The organism is Alteromonas sp. 4NH20-0104 (genome assembly GCF_057547795.1).
In genome coordinates this window covers 183,407-202,290 of the sequence record NZ_BAAJLP010000003.1, presented here as the reverse complement: position 1 = coordinate 202,290, position 18,884 = coordinate 183,407, and the positions used below count along the sequence as shown (strand labels likewise).

Annotated in this window: 17 protein-coding genes; 7 read left to right on the top strand and 10 right to left on the bottom strand. The window is 46.3% G+C overall.

Annotated features, from left to right (window positions below; genetic code table 11):
- Positions 1–60 precede the first annotated feature (60 nt).
- Together AC27IB_RS03620 and AC27IB_RS03615 are read right to left on the bottom strand one after the other, a co-directional pair.
- On the bottom strand, positions 61–1,506 hold the full coding sequence (locus AC27IB_RS03620) for a sensor histidine kinase (protein WP_487118987.1): 1,446 nt from the start codon (positions 1,504–1,506) through the stop codon (positions 61–63).
- Entirely contained in the window at positions 1,490–2,179 is a 690-nt protein-coding gene (locus AC27IB_RS03615) for a response regulator transcription factor (protein WP_487118985.1), read from the bottom strand. The genes AC27IB_RS03620 and AC27IB_RS03615 overlap by 17 nt, the downstream gene beginning before the upstream one ends.
- Positions 2,180–2,413: 234 nt before the next feature.
- On the opposite strand from AC27IB_RS03615, the gene AC27IB_RS03610 reads away from it, so the two are divergent.
- The 6 genes from AC27IB_RS03610 to AC27IB_RS03585 all read left to right on the top strand — a co-directional run bounded on the left by AC27IB_RS03610 (position 2,414) and on the right by AC27IB_RS03585 (position 8,362).
- Entirely contained in the window at positions 2,414–2,926 is a 513-nt protein-coding gene (locus tag AC27IB_RS03610; RefSeq protein WP_296053841.1) for an LNS2 domain-containing protein, read from the top strand.
- 142 nt (positions 2,927–3,068) lie between these two features.
- Positions 3,069–3,803, top strand: coding sequence for a glycosyltransferase family 2 protein (locus AC27IB_RS03605; RefSeq protein ID WP_296053842.1), 735 nt, complete (start codon positions 3,069–3,071; stop codon positions 3,801–3,803).
- Positions 3,804–4,520, top strand: coding sequence for a TVP38/TMEM64 family protein (locus AC27IB_RS03600; RefSeq protein WP_487118983.1), 717 nt, complete (start codon positions 3,804–3,806; stop codon positions 4,518–4,520).
- On the top strand, positions 4,495–6,237 hold the full coding sequence (locus AC27IB_RS03595; protein ID WP_487118981.1) for an ArnT family glycosyltransferase: 1,743 nt from the start codon (positions 4,495–4,497) through the stop codon (positions 6,235–6,237). Before AC27IB_RS03600 ends, AC27IB_RS03595 begins: the two co-directional genes overlap by 26 nt.
- A gap of 122 nt (positions 6,238–6,359) precedes the next feature.
- Positions 6,360–7,967 (top strand): phosphoethanolamine transferase, encoded by a 1,608-nt coding sequence (locus AC27IB_RS03590; protein ID WP_487118979.1) that lies wholly within the window; start codon positions 6,360–6,362, stop codon positions 7,965–7,967.
- A complete protein-coding gene (locus AC27IB_RS03585) occupies positions 7,955–8,362 on the top strand; it encodes a diacylglycerol kinase (protein WP_296048442.1) in 408 nt (135 codons plus the stop codon). The genes AC27IB_RS03590 and AC27IB_RS03585 overlap by 13 nt, the downstream gene beginning before the upstream one ends.
- Positions 8,363–8,696: 334 nt before the next feature.
- On the opposite strand, the gene glmS is transcribed toward AC27IB_RS03585, so the two are convergent.
- The 5 genes from glmS to glmU are packed head-to-tail and all read right to left on the bottom strand — an operon-like array spanning position 8,697 to position 14,291.
- Positions 8,697–10,529, bottom strand: coding sequence for a glutamine--fructose-6-phosphate transaminase (isomerizing) (gene glmS, locus AC27IB_RS03580; protein ID WP_296048440.1), 1,833 nt, complete (start codon positions 10,527–10,529; stop codon positions 8,697–8,699).
- Positions 10,530–10,531: 2 nt separating this feature from the next.
- Positions 10,532–11,302, bottom strand: coding sequence for a DeoR/GlpR family DNA-binding transcription regulator (locus AC27IB_RS03575; protein WP_296048438.1), 771 nt, complete (start codon positions 11,300–11,302; stop codon positions 10,532–10,534).
- Positions 11,303–11,362: 60 nt separating this feature from the next.
- Positions 11,363–11,902 carry a DUF6942 family protein gene (locus AC27IB_RS03570; RefSeq protein ID WP_487118976.1) on the bottom strand — a complete coding sequence of 180 codons (540 nt, stop codon included), beginning with the start codon at positions 11,900–11,902 and terminating at the stop codon, positions 11,363–11,365.
- The gene (locus tag AC27IB_RS03565) at positions 11,893–12,933 is read right to left on the bottom strand and encodes a Gfo/Idh/MocA family oxidoreductase (RefSeq protein WP_487118974.1); all 1,041 of its coding nucleotides are present in this window, start codon (positions 12,931–12,933) and stop codon (positions 11,893–11,895) included. The genes AC27IB_RS03570 and AC27IB_RS03565 overlap by 10 nt, the downstream gene beginning before the upstream one ends.
- On the bottom strand, positions 12,933–14,291 hold the full coding sequence (gene glmU, locus AC27IB_RS03560) for a bifunctional UDP-N-acetylglucosamine diphosphorylase/glucosamine-1-phosphate N-acetyltransferase GlmU (RefSeq protein ID WP_487118972.1): 1,359 nt from the start codon (positions 14,289–14,291) through the stop codon (positions 12,933–12,935). Before glmU ends, AC27IB_RS03565 begins: the two co-directional genes overlap by 1 nt.
- A gap of 201 nt (positions 14,292–14,492) precedes the next feature.
- Between glmU and AC27IB_RS03555 the strand changes: the two genes are divergently transcribed.
- Positions 14,493–15,917 (top strand): sensor domain-containing diguanylate cyclase, encoded by a 1,425-nt coding sequence (locus tag AC27IB_RS03555; protein ID WP_487118970.1) that lies wholly within the window; start codon positions 14,493–14,495, stop codon positions 15,915–15,917.
- Here the strand turns inward: AC27IB_RS03555 and AC27IB_RS03550 are convergent.
- From AC27IB_RS03550 to AC27IB_RS03540, 3 genes are read right to left on the bottom strand one after another with little or no spacing between them, the layout of a single operon-like run.
- Positions 15,903–16,799: a DMT family transporter gene (locus AC27IB_RS03550; protein WP_487118968.1), complete on the bottom strand. Its 897-nt coding sequence runs from the start codon at positions 16,797–16,799 to the stop codon at positions 15,903–15,905. The genes AC27IB_RS03555 and AC27IB_RS03550 overlap by 15 nt on opposite strands.
- Positions 16,800–17,252 carry a methylated-DNA--[protein]-cysteine S-methyltransferase gene (locus AC27IB_RS03545; RefSeq protein ID WP_487118966.1) on the bottom strand — a complete coding sequence of 151 codons (453 nt, stop codon included), beginning with the start codon at positions 17,250–17,252 and terminating at the stop codon, positions 16,800–16,802. It abuts the gene before it with no gap.
- Entirely contained in the window at positions 17,252–18,643 is a 1,392-nt protein-coding gene (locus AC27IB_RS03540) for a DNA-3-methyladenine glycosylase 2 family protein (RefSeq protein WP_487118964.1), read from the bottom strand. The genes AC27IB_RS03545 and AC27IB_RS03540 overlap by 1 nt, the downstream gene beginning before the upstream one ends.
- Positions 18,644–18,884 lie beyond the last annotated feature (241 nt).

Genomic DNA, 18,884 nt, shown 5'->3' with positions numbered 1-18,884 from the left:
GAGAGTCTTGCATGCCAACCGAGGACGCTGGTGACATCAAAAATAATAATTTTGTTTATGCTAAAGCAGACGTGGGGTTATGTTCAGCTCTTTTTTGAAAGTCACCAAAAAAGATATATATTCTTCGTCGGTTTTGGTTACTGAAACTTCTGCATCTACGGCTTCACACAGTGCGCTTACTATAGAAAGGCCTAGCCCAAAGTTATCTTCAGATGTTCTAGAGGCATCTTTTTGCCAAAACGGTTCAAACATATGCTTTAGATCGTCCTCGTTAACCTCTGTCCCCATCTTATTTGTCACTCTGAGGTAAACATTACTAGAACAATTTACACCTAAGCTCACAAGTATTTCTGTATCAGTTTTTCCGTGTTCGATAGCGTTATCTATCAGATTACTTATTATCGATTCTACTGCAACGCGATTGCTCTTGACGCTCAATTGAAAATTGGAGCTAACCTCTACCTTAACATTACTTGCTTCTTTGATCTGAATAAGTTGAGTTACTAATTTGTGGATATCTATCTCATCAGTAAGCTCAAGGCTCTTGAAACTATACTTTTGAATTAACATAAGGCCAGAAATAATGTTTTTCATTCTTGTGCCTATTTGCAATACACGAGGCTTAAAATCTTTTTCTAATCTTATTTCTCCTGGAAACTTAATTGCTACTTCGGTCATATTTATCAATTCAGAGACTGGTGTTTTTAGCTCGTGAGCGATGTCCGAAGTCAATCTCTTCTCGCGCAGGTAAAGTGAATAATTATCTTCAATAAAGTGATTCAAGCTTTGGGTGATTGGTTCCAACTCCTCAACATCATTTTGAAAAGCCTCATGTTTTTGTCGAGTTGTAAATCGCAGTCCTTTTATCTTGGCGTTTAAGGTATCTAAGGGTGCCAGAGCATATGACACAGTGTTGCGCACGGCAAATCGAACAACTAAGGGCACGATAATTAGGGCTAACAGAAAAGCACCATCAATAAACCACAATGTAAAATTTAACAGTTCTGTAGATGTTGCGTACGCGATAACCATTGACGGGCGTGTATCGTTACCCATGACGCGATAAAATTCAGCTCTGTCTTCTGAATCAATCTGAGGTATATATCGAGTGTAAATTACCCGACCAGTACGGCCATCGGGCAGAGTAATATCCTGGAAAGAATATTCTTCCAAGCCAATGCTGCTGTAAGGCAATTCATTGATGGTGTAAAGCCCCAGAGTATCTGATTTTTCAAACGTTGAGTCTTTGTACCAAAGTTGAAAATACTCGGGGGAAGATGTCCCTTCAAACTCAGGCAAATACTCTCCTGCAAACTCGAACTCCACACCCTCGACATCTTCATTTACCAAGCTCTGAAGCATACCAACCTTTGCCTTCATAGCCTGGTTAAATTCTTGTTCGACCCAAGAATCGACGCCAATATCTGCTGCAAGCAAAACGGCGATGACTAGCAGTGAAATAATGATAGAAAGTCTTCGTGTTAATGTTTTACGTATTGATTTCATTAGCTTCTACAACTGTGTAACCAAAACCACGTTTACTCTTAATGGGTAGAGACGCGCCGCTTTCTCTTACTTTTTTCCTTGCTGAGGAAAGGTGAGCTTCAATAGCATTTTTTGAGATATGATCATAACTTCCAGAAATAAATTCACTCAGCATTTCTGAGGTAACTATCTTGTGTCTATTGAGGAAAATACATTCAACAATTTTGTACTCATTTGGGGTCAGGTTGATAACGCCATTATTATATGAAAGCGTTTTGAACTGGATATTGAGTGTCAAATCGTGGATAGTAACTTGGTCATTGAGACAATTTGCCGCACCTCTCCTCATCAGGCTAAGTAGTCGAGCAGTCAATTCGTCAAACGAGAATGGCTTAGAAAGGTAGTCGTCTGCTCCTGCCAATAGCCCCGCTACTTTGTCTTCTGACTCAGATCGCGCAGATAAGATGATAACCTTTGTTTCTAAATGTCTTTTTCGTAACGTTTTAAGAATAGTCATGCCGTCCAGCTCAGGCAACATCATATCAAGGATGATTATTTCGTAGCTACCAAGCAACGCCATACTCAATCCGTCAGAGCCAGTGCCAGCAGTATCGACTGAGTAGCCCAATTTTTCTAAGCCTAAGCTCAAACTGTTTCTTAGTGATAAGGAGTCTTCTATCAGAAGTATTCTCATAATTTGAACGTCAATTTTAAAGTTATTTGAGTATACCTTCTCAACCTTAGGATTTGCTGAAGAAGCTATTGAACAGGTGCTTATAGTTAACCTACGTACACGTGGCTCTATTAGAATAAATAAAATGGTTTCCTTCAGTAGCTCTTAAGTTTATCTCGATATTATGTTCATATTAATAACTATCTTGTGACTAACGATGAAGGCTTATTTTATATCAGCCCTGCTACTTAGTGGATGCTCAATAACCTCTACAGAAATTTCTACCCCAATGGTAAGCGTGACAAAGCTGTCATTTTTGACATCGATGGAACATTGACCCCCTGTAACGCCTGCATTTTTTCTGAAAGAGAAAATGCGTCAGAACTTGTTCAAGCATATGCTGATAACGGCTTCAAAATTATCTATCTGACTGCGCGAAATGTATACTTCCAGTTCAACATTCCATTTTTTTTATCCCGTTACCATTTCCCAGATGGAGATATTCAGGTAGCGAATTCGATGGCTGAGCGAAAAAACTTTAAAACGTTTAAACAAAATATTCTAAAGCGTTACACGGAGTCTGGCTGGACACTTTTTGCTGCTTATGGCGATTCAAGCACTGACTTTGCGGCTTATTTGGCCGCAGGCGTTCCTCAGAACAAAATATTTGCAATAACGAGACAAGGTGATTGTAAGTGCAAGCCTGGGCCGTGGCGAAAGTGCTACGATAGCTGGTCGAAACACACTCCTATAGCGTTCCCTCCTTAACCAGCCTCTTTTTTCCTGAGCGATTAGGACATTATTACCTCAATTAAAAGACTCTTCATAAGCGTATCTTAAGTTTCGTTTGTTAGAGTTTTACTGTCGAAAATAAAATTTGCTTGATATTGAGGCTTTGACAGAGGGCTACGTGCGAATTTCAGTTGTAATACCAGCGAAAAACGAAGAAGAAAATTTAAAACCCTTAATTGAGGAAATTTATAGAGCGTTGATTGATGTAGTAAACTTCGAAGTCATCTATGTCGATGATGGAAGTACGGATAAAACATTTGAGAACTTGCTTTATCTGAAAGCGAGTGGCTTTGACAGAGTTAACGTACTACGGCATAAGCATTCGGTGGGACAAAGTACAGCTATTTGGACAGGGGTGAGCCATGCTGATGGAGAACTTGTAGTTACACTTGATGCGGATGGGCAGAATGATCCCTCTGATATACCAAACCTCCTGACTATGGCCTCTCAATTTCCGTTAGGGAGTCACTTTTGCATTGCTGGTCATCGTAAAAACAGAAAGGATACAGCTTGGAAAAGATTTCAGTCAAAACTAGCAAATTCTGTAAGAAGTAAATTTCTTAATGATGATACACCTGACACCGGATGTGGGTTAAAGGTCTTTCCAAAACAAACATTCCTCGATTTACCCTATTTTGATCATATGCATCGTTTTCTGCCAGCACTGATCCGGCGACAAGGTGGGATCATTAAAGTTGTTGAAGTGAATCACAGAGACAGGCATTTTGGAAAATCAAAATATAATATGTTAGGACGGCTTGGGGTCGGACTAATTGATATGGCAGGAGTTTATTGGCTTCAGAAACGTAATAAACTTAATGATGTCATCTTAGAAAATGAAGAGAGTATCTAGTTGAATTCCAGTCTCTTTCGTTTCTTCATTCTGGTACTTACCATTCTGTTTTTTAGTCATTTGATTTCGGTCTCTCCCTCATTTGACGCATTTAATCAGGAGTGGATAGACAAGCATACCCGTGATAATGGAGTGACAGGGATAGCCAAATTTTTAGCCGTCTCAGTATTTTTACTTTCTATCGGACTTCCACGCCAGTTAGTCGCATTTATGGGGGGGTATGCTTTTGGATTTGCTGAAGGTGTCATCTATTCAACATTAGCAGCTACCCTCAGCTGTGCAACAGTTATGGCAGTGTCCCGATATTTCGCTAGACCGATTATTATTCAACACTTTGAAATGCGGGTGCGCAAGTTAGACCACTTTCTACTTCGCTCTCCCTTTCTTAAGTCCGTTATCATTAGACTGTTGCCAGTAGGGAATAATCTACTCACAAACATTTTTGCTGGCGTTTCAAAGATTCCACGACGCTCTTTTATTCTTGGGTCTACTATTGGCTACATCCCTCAAATGGCGGTTTTTGCATTGATGGGTAAGGGGGTATTAGTCAACTCTGAACTTAAAATAATCATAAGCGCCCTATTATTTGGGATTTCCAGCTTGCTAAGCGCGTATCTTTTTAAGGTTTATCGTCGTCAACATAATGACGATAAAACTCTTCGTTCACTCACAAAAAGCAGCAAATGTAGCAATGAATCAGACGAGCTTAGCCATTAAACATAAGAACAAGCACCCAAATTATGCTTTCTGGCTTTTTGTACTGGCTAGCGTGTTGATATTTATCGGGCTTGGGTTAAGAGATCCCTGGCCTGCTGACGAACCTCGTTTTGCACAAGTTGCAAAAGAAATGGTTGAAACAGGTCAGTGGTTCTTTCCAGCCAGAGCGGAAGAGTTTTATCCTGATAAACCACCTGTGTTTATGTGGTCTATTGCTTTTTTCTTTGCGCTAATCGGGTCAATTAAGATTGCCTTTCTGCTCCCATCTGCTTTATGCAGCCTACTCACACTTTTTTTGGTGTATGACATCTCAAAACGACTGTGGAGTACAAAAGAAGCACTGATCGCAACGTCACTTCTTTTACTGAGTTTTCAATTTTTGCTTCAAGCTAAGTCTGCACAAATAGACGCAATGGTCTGCTGCTGGATAACAATCGGATGCTATGGTCTTCTGCGCTTTTTCTTAGTTGAAAGGCAATGGCGATGGTATTACCTCGCATTTTTCTTCATGGGAATTGGCGTCATCACAAAAGGGGTCGGATTTTTACCAGTCCTGATGCTGATACCATACTTGATACATCAACGCGTTTGGCCTCAGCGGGACATAGCTAAGAAGCAAACCAAAAACTCCGTATTACCGTGGATAATGGGTGCAGTGGTGATGTTACTGGCTATATCACTATGGTTTGTACCTATGTTGATATTGGTCGAAAATAGCCACGATCCATCACTTGCTCTATATAGAGATAACATTCTTTTCAGGCAAACGGTCACTCGATATGCTGATTCCTGGCATCACATAAAGCCGTTATGGTATTACCTCGTTGAGGTTATTCCATTATTTTGGCTGCCAATTAGCATCGCTCTTCCATGGCTCATCCCATTTTGGTATCGCGCCATTAAAAAAGGTGATGCCCGCATACTCTTACCGTTGGGTTGGATTGTACTTGTCCTGGTTTTCTTCAGCGTAAGTCCTGGCAAACGGGGGGTGTACATCTTACCCGCATTGCCGATGCTGGCACTGATCTCTGCGCCTTACTTTGATTCAGTTGTTAATAAAAAAGTATTTTCCTGGCTTATGTGGGGTGTTGTATTTTTACTATCAGTAGGCTTATTGGGGTTTGGTTTTTCCGGCATAGTAGAAGCATCATTCGCCCTAAAATTAGAAGAAAAGTTCGGGCTTTCTCCGTGGATGTTTTTTTTAGTAACGGGGGTACTGACGTGTCTGGTTACGGTGATTACTTCTAGAGGGAAGCACTGGAAAGCCTGGCCCTATTTCTTGTGTACTCTTTGGGGCATGTACGCTACATGGGGTTACACTTTACTCGAAGATGTAAAAACCCCTAAAAGCGTATTTGGAAATATTGAAAAAGAAATTGGTAAACATGATGCAACTATTGCACTTGTTGATTTTTCTGAACAGTTTATTCTCTTCTCGCCTTATCCCATCGTCCACTTTGGCTATCATACCCCTACTGATGAGCAATTATCTGCCGCCTACCAGTGGCTGGAGAAGACTGACAAGGGAAGATATATCCTCGTCGATGAAAAACACGTACGCAACGAATGTTTTAAAAAAGAAATGGCATCGTCTGTAGGATATGCACATCGCGTCCACTGGGTACTATTATCGCACGAGGCATTAACCGAAAAGTGTCTGCTTACGAAAACGACGACTGAGATCTTTAGTTATGTCCCAGACAGGCCCGTTACGTGAGGAATATATATTTTCATACAATTAAAAAATAATGCGAAAATTTTCATTCCACAGTTTTTCTTAAGCGTTATTTAAGTTTTGACAGGTAACTTGTGTGCTAAGAAGTACACGAGATCCTTATTGTGAAATTTCCAAGAACACTAAATTTCAATCCTACATCAGCTCAGTTCATTTTACTTTCATCATTATTTATTGCAGCAATATTCAACGCACCATTTCTTTCTGCTGTTTATGAAGTTGTAGCCCCTGTAACATTGAATGATTGGGTATTTTTTCTCTCTGTACCGCTTTTGCTAACCTTTTTGAATGTTATTTTTCTAAGTTTTTTTGGTGCCCTATTTTTGCCGCGCACCACAGTTGCAATTACTTTCGTTGTAAGTTCTCTTCTACTTTACGGCACCTTGGCCTATGGTGTCATTTTCGATAAGAGCATGATACAGAATGTAATGGAAACAAATTCTGGTGAAGCCTTTTCTTATCTAAATTCAACACTTTTGTTATTCTTCTCTATACTGGGATTAATACCTGTATTTGCGATTTTTAACCTGGAAATAAATGGAAAGCTCAAGGCTCGAATCAAGCACCTTCTAGTGCTGAACTTATTAGCTTTATTGGGTATTGCAATTATAGCCACGTTCCTTTTTAAGAGCTATGCAGCTGTCGGCAGAAATAACAAAGATCTAACGAAGTATATTATTCCCTACGCCTTTTATGATTCAGGGTACAAGTACCTTCGGGACACTTACTTCTATCCGCCTTTACCCTACAAAGTATTAGACAAGCGTCCCTACGTAAAAGGTAACGCTAATATACACCCATCTATTACAGTGTTAGTGGTTGGCGAAACAGCCAGAGCGGACAAGTTTTCAAGCAACGGCTATTCGAGGCGTACTACGCCTAATATCCAGAACGCAGGTGCAATCAGTTTTAGCAAGGTGACATCTTGCGGCACTGCTACCGCAGTCTCCGTGCCATGTATGTTCTCAAGACTTTCACGAGAAAATTATGATTCGCGTATTGCAGACAGTCAGGACAATGTTTTAGACATCATTCATCGTGCAGGTGTTGACGTCACCTGGATTGACAATAACAGTAGCTGTAAAGGAGTATGCAAGAGGGTAGAGACTATAGACTTCAACCCGTCAAGAGATCTCAAGTTGTGCGATGGAGATTATTGTTATGATGAGGTACTTGTTGACCTTTTAAGAGAAACTCTTTCAAGGCCATCTAAAGAACATAGAGTTATAGTCTTACATATGATTGGCTCACACGGGCCTACCTATTACCGGAGATACCCAGAGAAATTTGCTAAGTTCGTGCCTGATTGTCCCAGAAGTGATATCCAAAATTGTGAAGAGGCAGAGCTGACAAATACGTACGATAATACTATTGCATACACAGACTACGTACTAGGCCAGATTATTGAACAGCTTGCCAATATTCCTAATTCGTCGATGCTTTATTTATCGGATCATGGTGAGTCATTGGGAGAGAATGGGCTTTATTTGCACGGTTTCCCCTATAATTTAGCGCCTGTTGAGCAAACTCATGTACCAATGGTTTATTGGGCCTCCAAATTTAGCCAACCTCAATATAGTGATTGTGTAAATTCGTTATCCAGTCATCCTTATTCGCAGGACAACCTTTTTGACACATTACTTGGTCTTACTAATGTGCAAAGCAGCACCTACCAACCCACTCAGGATATTTTACGAAAATGCGAGTCATAGACGAAACCACATCAGAAATGTATTTCGACCCTAAAGCCAAACCAAAGGGCATATTGCGTATTGTATTAGCAATGAAAAACTCTGTAAGAGCTATATCATGGCTTGTTAAAAACGAGTCAGCGTTCCGGCAAGAACTTATCTTACTTATCTTAGCAGGGGGAGTGCTTGCTCTTTGGTCTATACCTTATATGGAAAAGGCGATTTTACTTTCCTCCATACTCTTCGTCCTGTTCGCTGAAATTGTCAATACTGCAATTGAAGTCACTATTGACCGTATAGGAAAAGAGATTCACCCACTGTCAGGCTTAGCAAAAGATTTGGGCTCAGCGGGTGTTTTCGTGGCTATCGCAATTTCATCATTGTTATGGTTAAGTACATTGTGTAGGTATTTTTAATTTGAGCCTTTCGACTCACCGATGTAGTAGCGATCAGACATGAGTCCAACTTTGCAGTGCATTAATACGGTTAAAAGAATAGAAAGCCTATAATTTACGAACTATTTTACGCGAAGTTAAAGCCTGATTTTTCTAAGAGACTGACCACTCTTATCTCTGAATGTCGAAGTCCCCTATTAGCTAAAAGGACACCACCGCCTACACGATGGTGTCAGAAATAGATCGAGCTAACCGACCTGAGATAGTATGAGACTCTATTACTCAGTATTATACTTTAATACTGAGTATGAAACTTTATTACTCTCCCACACCCGACATAAAGCAATTTTATTGGTTACTCAACAGTAACCGATTTAGCCAGGTTTCTTGGTTGGTCTACGTCTGTGCCTTTTATCAGTGCCACGTAATACGAAAGTAACTGTAGCGGGATGGTGTAGATAATCGGTGCGATCGGGCCGTCGCAGTGGGGTACATTGATCACCCGCATGGTTTCGTCGCTGGCGAATGACGCGTCTTTATCGGCAAACACGTACATGATTCCGCCACGAGCACGCACTTCCTCAACGTTGGATTTGAGCTTTTCCAGTAATTCGTTGTTTGGCGCAACCACAATAACCGGCATTTCGTCGTCGATCAGCGCCAGAGGGCCGTGCTTAAGCTCACCTGATGCATACGCTTCGGCGTGTATATAAGAAATCTCTTTGAGCTTTAGCGCCCCTTCCATTGCAATGGGGTACTGGTCACCGCGACCAAGGAATAGGGAGTGATTCTTATCGGCAAATTCCTCGGCTAAATCTTCAATGCCCTGGGTAATAGCCAGAGTTTCTTCCAGCTTAGCTGGGAGGCTGTGCAGCCCCTGCACAATGGCTTGTTTATCGGCAGCGGCCATGCCGTTGTGCTCACCTAAGGCGAGGGTAAGAATTAAAAACGCCGTAAGCTGGGTGGTGAAGGCTTTGGTGGAAGCCACGCCAATTTCTGCCCCGGCGCGGGTCATAAACGCCATGTCCGACTCGCGCACCAACGATGAGCCTGGCACGTTACAAATGGTGAGGCTCGCGGTATAGCCTAACTCTTTGGCTAAACGCAGTGCGGCCAGGGTATCGGCGGTTTCGCCTGACTGGGAAATTGTTACCAGCAGGCTGTTTTCGTGCACCACGGATTTGCGATAGCGGAATTCAGAAGCAATTTCTACGTTACAGGACACATTAGCAAACTGTTCCAGCCAGTAACGCGCGGTCATGCCTGCATGGTAGCTGGTACCACAAGCCACAATTTGAACATGTTTAATCTTAGCGAGCAGCTCATCGGCCCCTTTGCCAAAGATATCCGGCAGTAATCCCTCATCGCTGACTCGTTCTTTTAAGGTGTTACGCACAACCACTGGCTGTTCGTGGATTTCTTTCAGCATGTAATGGCGATAACCGCCTTTATCGCCAGCATCATGTTCAATATTCGATTCGATAATCTCCCGTTTAACCGGCTTACCGTTTTTATCGAACACCGATACGCTGCGACGGGTGATCTCGGCCACATCGCCTTCTTCAAGAAACATAAAACGGCGGGTAACAGGTAGCAGCGCCATTTGATCCGAGGCAATAAAGTTTTCGCCCAGACCAAGTCCAATTACCAACGGACTGCCTGAGCGGGCAACCACCACCTTGGAGGGATCGGCACGATCCATAATAACGGTGCCGTAAGCACCGTGAAATTGTTTCACCGATGCCTGCACGGCAGCCAGTAAAGAATCTGTATTCTTTAACTCTTCGTTGACGGTGTGGGCAATGGTTTCGGTGTCTGTGTCGCTGGTAAAGGTGTAACCTTTGGCGGTGAGTTGTTCACGCAGAGACTGATAATTCTCGATGATACCGTTATGTACCACCGCAATGCGATCGTCGGAGAAGTGCGGGTGAGCATTGGCTTCAGTTACACCGCCATGAGTCGCCCAGCGCGTATGTGCAATACCTGTTGTTCCGAGCGCTTCCTGATCGCTTAATGCGTCTACCAGCTCTTGTACCTTACCGGTACGGCGTACGCGGCTAAGAATGCCATTGGGTTGTAACAACGCTACCCCAGCGGAGTCATACCCCCGGTACTCCAGGCGTTTCAGGCCCTCTAGCAATATCTCAACTACATTACGCTCTGCAACCGCACCGACGATCCCACACATAGCTATTCTCCATTGAGTGAGGCTTTCATTACCTTCACACCTTGTTGATTTAATTGTTGTTCTGCACTGAATGGTAAACCGTCATCGGTAACCAGCACTGCTACCTGTTGCCAGGCCAATTCGATATTCGGCATTTTATGCCTGAGTTTGGTTGATTCCGCCAACACCACTACCTTGCCGGCTACCCGGGCCATTTCCTGACTCAGCAGGGTCAGTTCATTATAGGTGGTGGTGCCGTGCTCCACATCCAGTCCGGCTGCGCCCACAAAGGCCAGATCAAAACTATAGGACTGTAGCATCTTACCCGCCATATTGCCCTGAAACGACTGGGATTGCTTATCCCAGGTGCCGCCTGTCATTAGCACGGTAGGCTCATTATCAAAAGTCACCAACTGGTTGGCGACATCCAGCGAATTAGTCATCACCACCAGTTGCGAAGGTTGTTTAAGGTGCTCCACCATAGTGGCGGTGGTACTGCCGCTGTCGATAACGATTTTGTGGCTATCATTTACCAGCGAGGCTGCAAGCTGCCCAATCGCCTGTTTGAGCGATGACTGATTTTTGGTAGCGGGTTGTGGCTTGTTCAAAGGCGCCGCGCCGCCGTGCTGGCGGATAAGACGGCCTTGCTCGGCGAGCAGGGTCAGATCTTTACGAATGGTGACTTCAGATGTTGAAAACTCACGGGCGAGGGTTTCCACCGGGGTCTGTCCGTGCTGAACAACCCAGTTAACAATACTTTCATGACGCGCGTGAAGGTTTCTTTTTTGTTTCATTCGAAAGTTAGATATTTCATTTGAAATTAAATATAGCACTAAACTTTCAAATTTTACGAATTAATTTTTATACATAGGTAAATGTAACTGCTCGAGCACGTTGATAAGAAACACTATCTTTGCATTCGAAAGTTGGCGGTAATCAAAGTACGGGCACACTACCATGTTGCGTTGCTTATTTAACGCAAATTCAGGCGTTTCCCAGTACAGGGAGGAGGCCACAGAAAGGGAGTTTGCATAGGTCTTGCCGGTTATAATGTGCAGCACATCGGGCGAAAACGCTTCGGGTTCGGTGAACCACAACGCGGTATCAGAGCCGGCTTGTAACAATCGGCTATCACGAAAGTCCTGCCAGCAGGTGGTTGAGTTTCGCAGCCCCAGTGATGGCGGTAACGCAAATATCAGCTTGGCATACACGTTAAACACTTTTCGCCAACCGTTGCCACAGGCCTGACCGATGGTATAAATGTCCTTATCCAAAAGCGGCGATATACCGGGCTGCAAATGCTCAACCTGTGTATCCGGGCGATTGCCAATGTACACACGAATTTGCGCATTCGCATCGCCCAGCGCGTGAATATCCGGATCGGTTAACTGCATTCCACGCTTAGTGTTTGTTGCTGTTCGCTGGCAAGCCTGGCCAGTTCAATCAGCCTAATCACATTAACCACACTTTGCCCGCTGGCAGGTAACGCCTCGGGGTTACTGGTAATTAATGCCGTTGCAAGCTGACGGTAAAAGGTAGTGTAACCACCGTTGAGCGTTGCCACCGTTTTACTTTCATCTTCAAGGTAAAGCGTACCGTGCTGCGGCGCAGGTGCTACAGACCAGTCGGGGGCGTCAAACGACATGCCGGCTTTAAGCTGGTCTTCCTGCGGATCGAGGTGGTACTTATGGTAACTGCCTAGGGTTCCCTGCAGAGTATATCGTAGTGTAGGGCCTGCTTCGAATGGCGAACTGCCCAGTTTCACGGTGATAGCAGCATAGTGCAGTGTTACCTCAAAGGCGTCGTCGGATTCGCCGCCGTTGCGTAAAATACGGATATCGGCCGACACTTGCTGCGGTATCCCGAATAACTGCACGGCCTGGTCGATAAGGTGGGGGCCGAGATCCCAGAATATTCCACTGCCCGGGCCGGCATTTTCCCGCCAGCGCTTACGCGGCGTGGGCCTGAAGCGGTCGAAACGGCTTTCGAGACGCTTAATATCGCCCACTGTTCGCTCGGCGATTAGCTGTTTAAGGGTAAGGAAGTCACCGTCGAAGCGGCGATTATGAAATACGCAAAGCTGTTTATTAAGCTGAGCAGCAAGCGCTACCAGTTGCTCTGCCCGTTCACTGCTGAGGGTAAAGGGTTTCTCCACCAGCACATGGCACCCGGCGCGCAGTGCCGCTTCTGCCTGTTCGGCGTGCAGATGATTGGGGGTCGTAATCACCACTAAATCAAAGTGATTGTCAGTGCTTGCCTGCTCAAAGCTGTTATACACGCTAACGCCGGGCAACGTTCCCTGCACCTTGGCCGGATCCGATGACACCACGCCAGCAATGCTATACGCATCCATCGCCTGTAAAAACGGTACGTGAAAGGTTTTGGCGGCGTAGCCAAAACCCATAACCAATACTGAAATAGCCATTATTTTTTCTTAGGACGCTGCCAGCCAGCGATATTGCGCTGCTTGCTACGTGCCACGGCCAGTGCGTCGTCAGGCACTTTAGCGGTAATAATAGAGCCGGCTGCAACTGTAGCGCCAGCGCCTATCTCTACCGGAGCGACTAAAGCCGAATTAGAACCAACAAACGCATTTTCTCCAATGAGGGTTTTAAACTTATTTACGCCGTCATAGTTACAGGTAATAGTACCGGCGCCAATATTACTGCCAGCGCCAATGTCGGCGTCCCCCAGGTAGGTAAGGTGATTGGCTTTGGCGCCTTCGCCTAAGCGGGCTTTTTTCATTTCGACAAAATTGCCCACTTTAGCACCGCGTTCCATTACCGCGCCAGGGCGTAGCCGTCCGTATGGGCCTACGGTACAGGACTCACCAACGCTGGCTTGTTCCACAATGCTGTTAGCTTCGATTACCGCGTTATCCGCCACCTCGCAATCAATCAGCACGCAGTTGGGGCCGATAACCACGTTATTACCCAGCGTTACTTTGCCTTTAAACACCGTATTGATGTCGATAAACACATCCTGTCCGGTGGTTAACTCGCCACGTACATCCACACGCAGCGGGTCGGCCAGGGTTGCACCGTTGGTCATCAGTTCTTCGGCCTGCCATTGCTGCAGGGTTCGTTCCAGGCGGGCCAGTTGAATACGGTTGTTAACCCCTTCAACCTCCAGCGGCGAGTCTGGCTGGGCAGCTTTGATCACTTTGCCTTCATTGGCGGCCATAGCAATAACGTCGGTAAGATAATACTCGCCCTGGGCATTGTCGTTATTCAGTTCGCTGAGCCAGCGTTTTAAGTCTTTACCAGGCATCATCATCATGCCGGTATTAATTTCGGTAATGGCACGCTGGGCTTCGGTAGCATCTTTATGTTCTACAATGGCCACTATGTTATCGTCGTTACGAATAATGCGCCCCATGCCGGTGGGGTCGTCAAGATTTACGGTGAGAAGCGCTAAGTCGCAACTGGCTTTTACATCAATCAGTCGCTGCAGGGTATCGGCTTTAATCAAAGGCGCATCCCCTACCAGGATCATCACGTCTTCTTCGTCGCTGATATGTTCAACCGTTTGCATTACGGCATGACCGGTGCCTAACTGCTCGGCTTGCAGACACCAGTTAATTTGTTGTCCGTTAACATTGGCCTGCAGTTGGTCTCCGCCATGGCCATAAACCAGATGCACGGCAGTAGCCGTTAAGGATTCTGCGGTATTGATAATCCGTTGAACCATCGCCACACCGCCAACCGGGTGCAACACTTTGGGTAACGCCGACTTCATTCTGGTGCCCTTACCGGCTGCCAGAACCACTACAGAAAACGCCATAACTCATCCTTTTAACTGATAATTGGCCAATAGTTTAACCAAGCCGGCACAACAAGTCAGCGCTCATTTGCAAGCTGCGGGAGTTTTTCGTTGTCAGAGCTTATACGTCAGTGTTTGGCGACAGTAGCATGCAAAGCCATCTGTCTGTATTATACTCAGCTTCGGGCCAAACCATCGCTTACAAGGAGAAACAGAAAGCAAGTGAATGCGTTCAGGACATTACATCGAAGTATACTACTGCTATTTGCAGTAGTAGTGATTGCCATTGTCACTCTGGTACACTTCAGCATCTCAAAAATCGTCGCCGAGCAAAGCCGGGCTCAACAACAATCGTTGTCGCCAGCGGTTTCGCTTATTGTGTCGCAAATATTAAAACCGCTGCATGTTTCTGAAGCACTTGGAAAATCCCGGGAGCTGGTAGAATTAATGGAGCATGAAAATATCAACGAATCCGAGGTATTTTCTGCCTTGGACCGCCTGGAGCAGGAGTTTGGCTTAACCTTTTTTATTGCCAGCGATCTGGCCCGCATGCAATACAACTCTGATGGTACCAAGCTCGCACTGATTGAAGGCGAGGTGTCGTGGTATTTTAAATATCGTGACAGAGAAGCCGATGCAGTAGCGGATATTGGTAAGTGGGAAAACCCACATTTTTATATCGATATCAAGATTTATGACGATGCCGGTAAGTTTTTAGGCTTTTTTGGTGTAGGAAAAAGCTTAAAAAGCTTTGTTTCGGTTTTTGAAACCTACAAACGCCAGTATGGCTACGACTTTTTGTTCGTAGATGGTTCAGGCGACATTATGCTGTCATCGGATCAAACGCTGGTTGCCACCTATTCCGAATTTACCAACTTATCAGAGCTACCCTGGTACGCCAGCCTGCCGGAACCTATCCGCGCCGAAGACGCTCTTAACAACCAGCTGATCACCATTGATGGTAAAGACCACCTCATTGCTGAAGTGAGTCTGCCTCAGTTTGGCTGGACGGTTTACCTGTTGAGTCCGCTTGACGCCAGACAAGCAGAGATTTCCCAGGGCTTTATTTTCAGCGTGGTTACCATGCTGGTAATTATTTTTGCGCTGTTTCTGCTTATCTATAATTTGCTGTACTACTTCCGCCGCGATATGCAGCCGGAGTTGATTATTCGCAATACTCACCGTTTGCCGGATCGCAATCAGCTGGAAGAAACCTACCAGTCGCTTTCGGAACAAAATGCGTCACTGAGTATTATTATGGTCGACATAGATCACTTTATGGATATCAACGACCAGTTTGGCCGCAATGCCGGTGATGACGTGCTCGACAAAGTCTCTGGTTTTATTTCCAGTCACCTGCGGGAACAGGACGTACTGGGGCGTTGGAGCAGTGAGGAGTTTATTATTCTGCTCCCCGAAATGGGCCCTCGTGAGGCGCAGGGACTGGCACAGACGCTGCGCCATGGCATTGCTATTCTGCCACCGCCGAGCGACTATCCGGAAATGCACTTAACCGCCAGTTTTGGTGTGTCGTTTACCGCCTCAAAACGAAACCTTAATGAGCTAACCGCACACGCTGAAGATGCGTTATATCAGGCTCGTCGTGATGGCCGTAATCTGGTACGCGTGCAGTTAATTGACGACTAACCGCTGTTTTGCCCAGTGCGCAACGCGCTGGGCGACCCCCGTGGTAAAACTTATCCCCAGCAAGATCAGCAGTCCGCCGCAGAAGTCCCACACACTTAGCATCTCATTCAAAAATATCACGCCCCAGGCAATGCCAAATAACGGCACCAGATAGCCCACCATCACCGCTTTGGCCGGGCCGGCAGAAGCTATCAAATAGAAATACAGCAAATAAGCCAAACCAGTCCCCACCAGAGCCAGCGCCAGAGCGTTCATCCATGCCAGCGACGAAGGCCAGGCCTGGGGAAGCTGCATTAATGCAAACGGGGTAAGTAACAGCGAGGCCCAGAATTGACTGCCCGCAGCCACGGCCACCGGTTTTACCCCCGCCAGCGATTTCTTCATCATACAGGCGCCCCAGCCGTAACAACCGGCAGCGCCGAGCACCGCCAGTACCGGCACAATGCTAAGCTGACTGCCCAGGGTTTTATCCAGGCTGATCACCACCACGCCAACAAATCCACACATCAGGCCAGCTATAGCGAGCTTACTGAGGCGTTCGCGCAACCAGATAAAGGCAAACATAGCAGCAAACATCGGCGCAGTAGCATTAAGAATAGCCAGTACCCCACTTTGTAATTGCAAACTGGCAAAGTTGAATAACGCAAAAGGCACCGCAGTATTTATTGCCCCCAACAGACACATTGGCTTCCACAGTTTGACCATTTGCCGGCCCCCGCCGGTGAGAAATAGAAAGGGTAAAAACACCAGGGTTGCCAGTGACGTTCTCAGGACCACCAGCGGCACTATGCCAAATTCAGGCGCGGCCACGCGCATAAAGATAAACGAGGCTCCCCAAATCGCGCCAAGGAGTAATAATGCGCCCAGCTCTCGCGATGTCACCTAAATTGCTCCTTCCAAAGCCAATAAAAACTGCTTTCTGGTTAACCCGCCCGCATAGCCGGTTAATTTGCCATTACTGCCAATCACCCGATGACAGGGCACAATAATGGTTAACGGATTTTTGCCGTTAGCCATGCCCACCGCGCGCGAAGCCGTGGGCTTACCGATGCCATTGGCAATAGCGCCGTAGCTTACCGTTTGACCATAGGGTATTGCCTGCAGTTGGCGCCAGACCTGCTGCTGAAAGGCTGTACCCGAAGGGTTTAGCGGCACGCTAAAAGTGGTCAGGTGACCGTCGAAGTAAGCGTCGAGCTGCTCGCAACAGGCCTGAGTAAGATCTGAGGGGGTTGCCTCAGCGGCCGGTTCTGACACAAACCGAATGCTGGTGATGCCCTGTTTATCCGCGCTGATTGCCATAAGTCCGCAAGGGCTTTTCCAGTAACTGAGTGCCATTAAGATTCTCCGGTGTGCTGATTGGCCAGTAACCATAGCTGGATGGTAAGGTAGCTGCGCCATGGTGCCCCCAGCGATGCCTTAATGGCAAAGCGCTGTGCCTGACGAGCAACAATAAGATCTTTTTCCAGATAGATATCCGGCTCACTGCCGCCTCGCAGTTTAATATATTGTAGGGTCCAGGGGCCAATGCCTTTAATTGCCAGAATGTCACTGACGCTGAGTTCCTTACCCGGATTTGCTGCCACCAGCGCGGCAAAATCGCGGATAGCCTGCTTTCTGGCTCCAGGCATTTTAAGCATATCCAGCGACGACGATGCCACTTGCTGCGGGGTTGGAAAAGTATGGCCATATGGCTGCTTTTCACCCAGCTCGTTGCTCAAACGCTGCAACTGCGTGATTGCCGCTTTGATACTGATTTGCTGACCTATAATTGCCCGACAGCCGGCTTCAAATACACTCCACACGCCGGGTAAACGCACGCCGTTGGCCTGCAGCTCAGGCGGTACGCCAGCATTGCTTAATGCCTGCCCGACACTATGCGGATCAGTGTCCATATCCAGTACCCGGCGCAAAGTGCTCAGCAACGGCTGCAAGTGCTGTGGTCGGGTGAGCTGCGCTTTTATGTGAAAGCCGCCTTGTTGTTCATCGAAGGTAGCGCAAACAAAACCCGGCTCATTATCAACACTAAAGGCACGGCTATAACTTCGCGCATCCACACTCTCGATATCCGTCAGTGCTCTTAATTGCAGAAAGTCCCGGATCTGGGGCCAGTTGTAGGGTAAACGAACCGGCATAAAAAGCACTAGTTCCGATGCCAAGGCCTGCCGCCCGCCAGCCTTGCGAATATCACCGGCGGTTAAGGCAAAATCCTTTTTTAAGTGGCTTTGCAGGCTGCGACTCGATTGAAACCCGCAGGCCAATGCCACGTCCTCCACTGGCAGAGACGTTTGCTGCAGCAGGCGTTTAGCCAGCAATAAACGGCTGTGAAGCTGAAACCGTTTGGGAGACATACCCACTTCCCGGTTGATCAACTGCCCAAGGTAGCGCTCACTGATCCCTAACCGCTCAGCGATGGCCTGCACCGTTTCATCCAGCGCTTCACTCAATAAGCGCATGGCACGCTGGGTGGTGGTACTCACGCCGCGCCAGGCAAATGAGCCCGGAGCGCTGTCTGGCCGACACCGCAAACAAGGCCGATAGCCCTGTTCAATAGCCTGCTGGGCATAATGATAATAATCGACGTTTTTTTCATCCGGCAGACGGGCAGGACAGACAGGCCGACAAAAAATGCCGGTAGTTTTTACTGCCACAAAAAACCGCCCGTCAAACCGGCGATCCCTCGATTTTCGGGCCTCAGAGTACTGTTGTTGCAGAGCGGGGGTGAGCATCGCAGTCTCGCGGTTGATTTACATATGGCCATTGTAGCCTGCTTTGCTGAACAGGTTGCGAAGAAATCGGAACTGACAGTCAGCGATGGATTAATCAGCACTTACTTTCAATGAGTTGATCACTGTGCGGTCACCCCGCATAATAGCGTCGATCATTTGCCACAATAATATTCAATCCCATATTCCGGAGTTTTTTGTTTGCCTTATTTGGACTTGCTGCGTCGGTACTGTTTTATCGCGC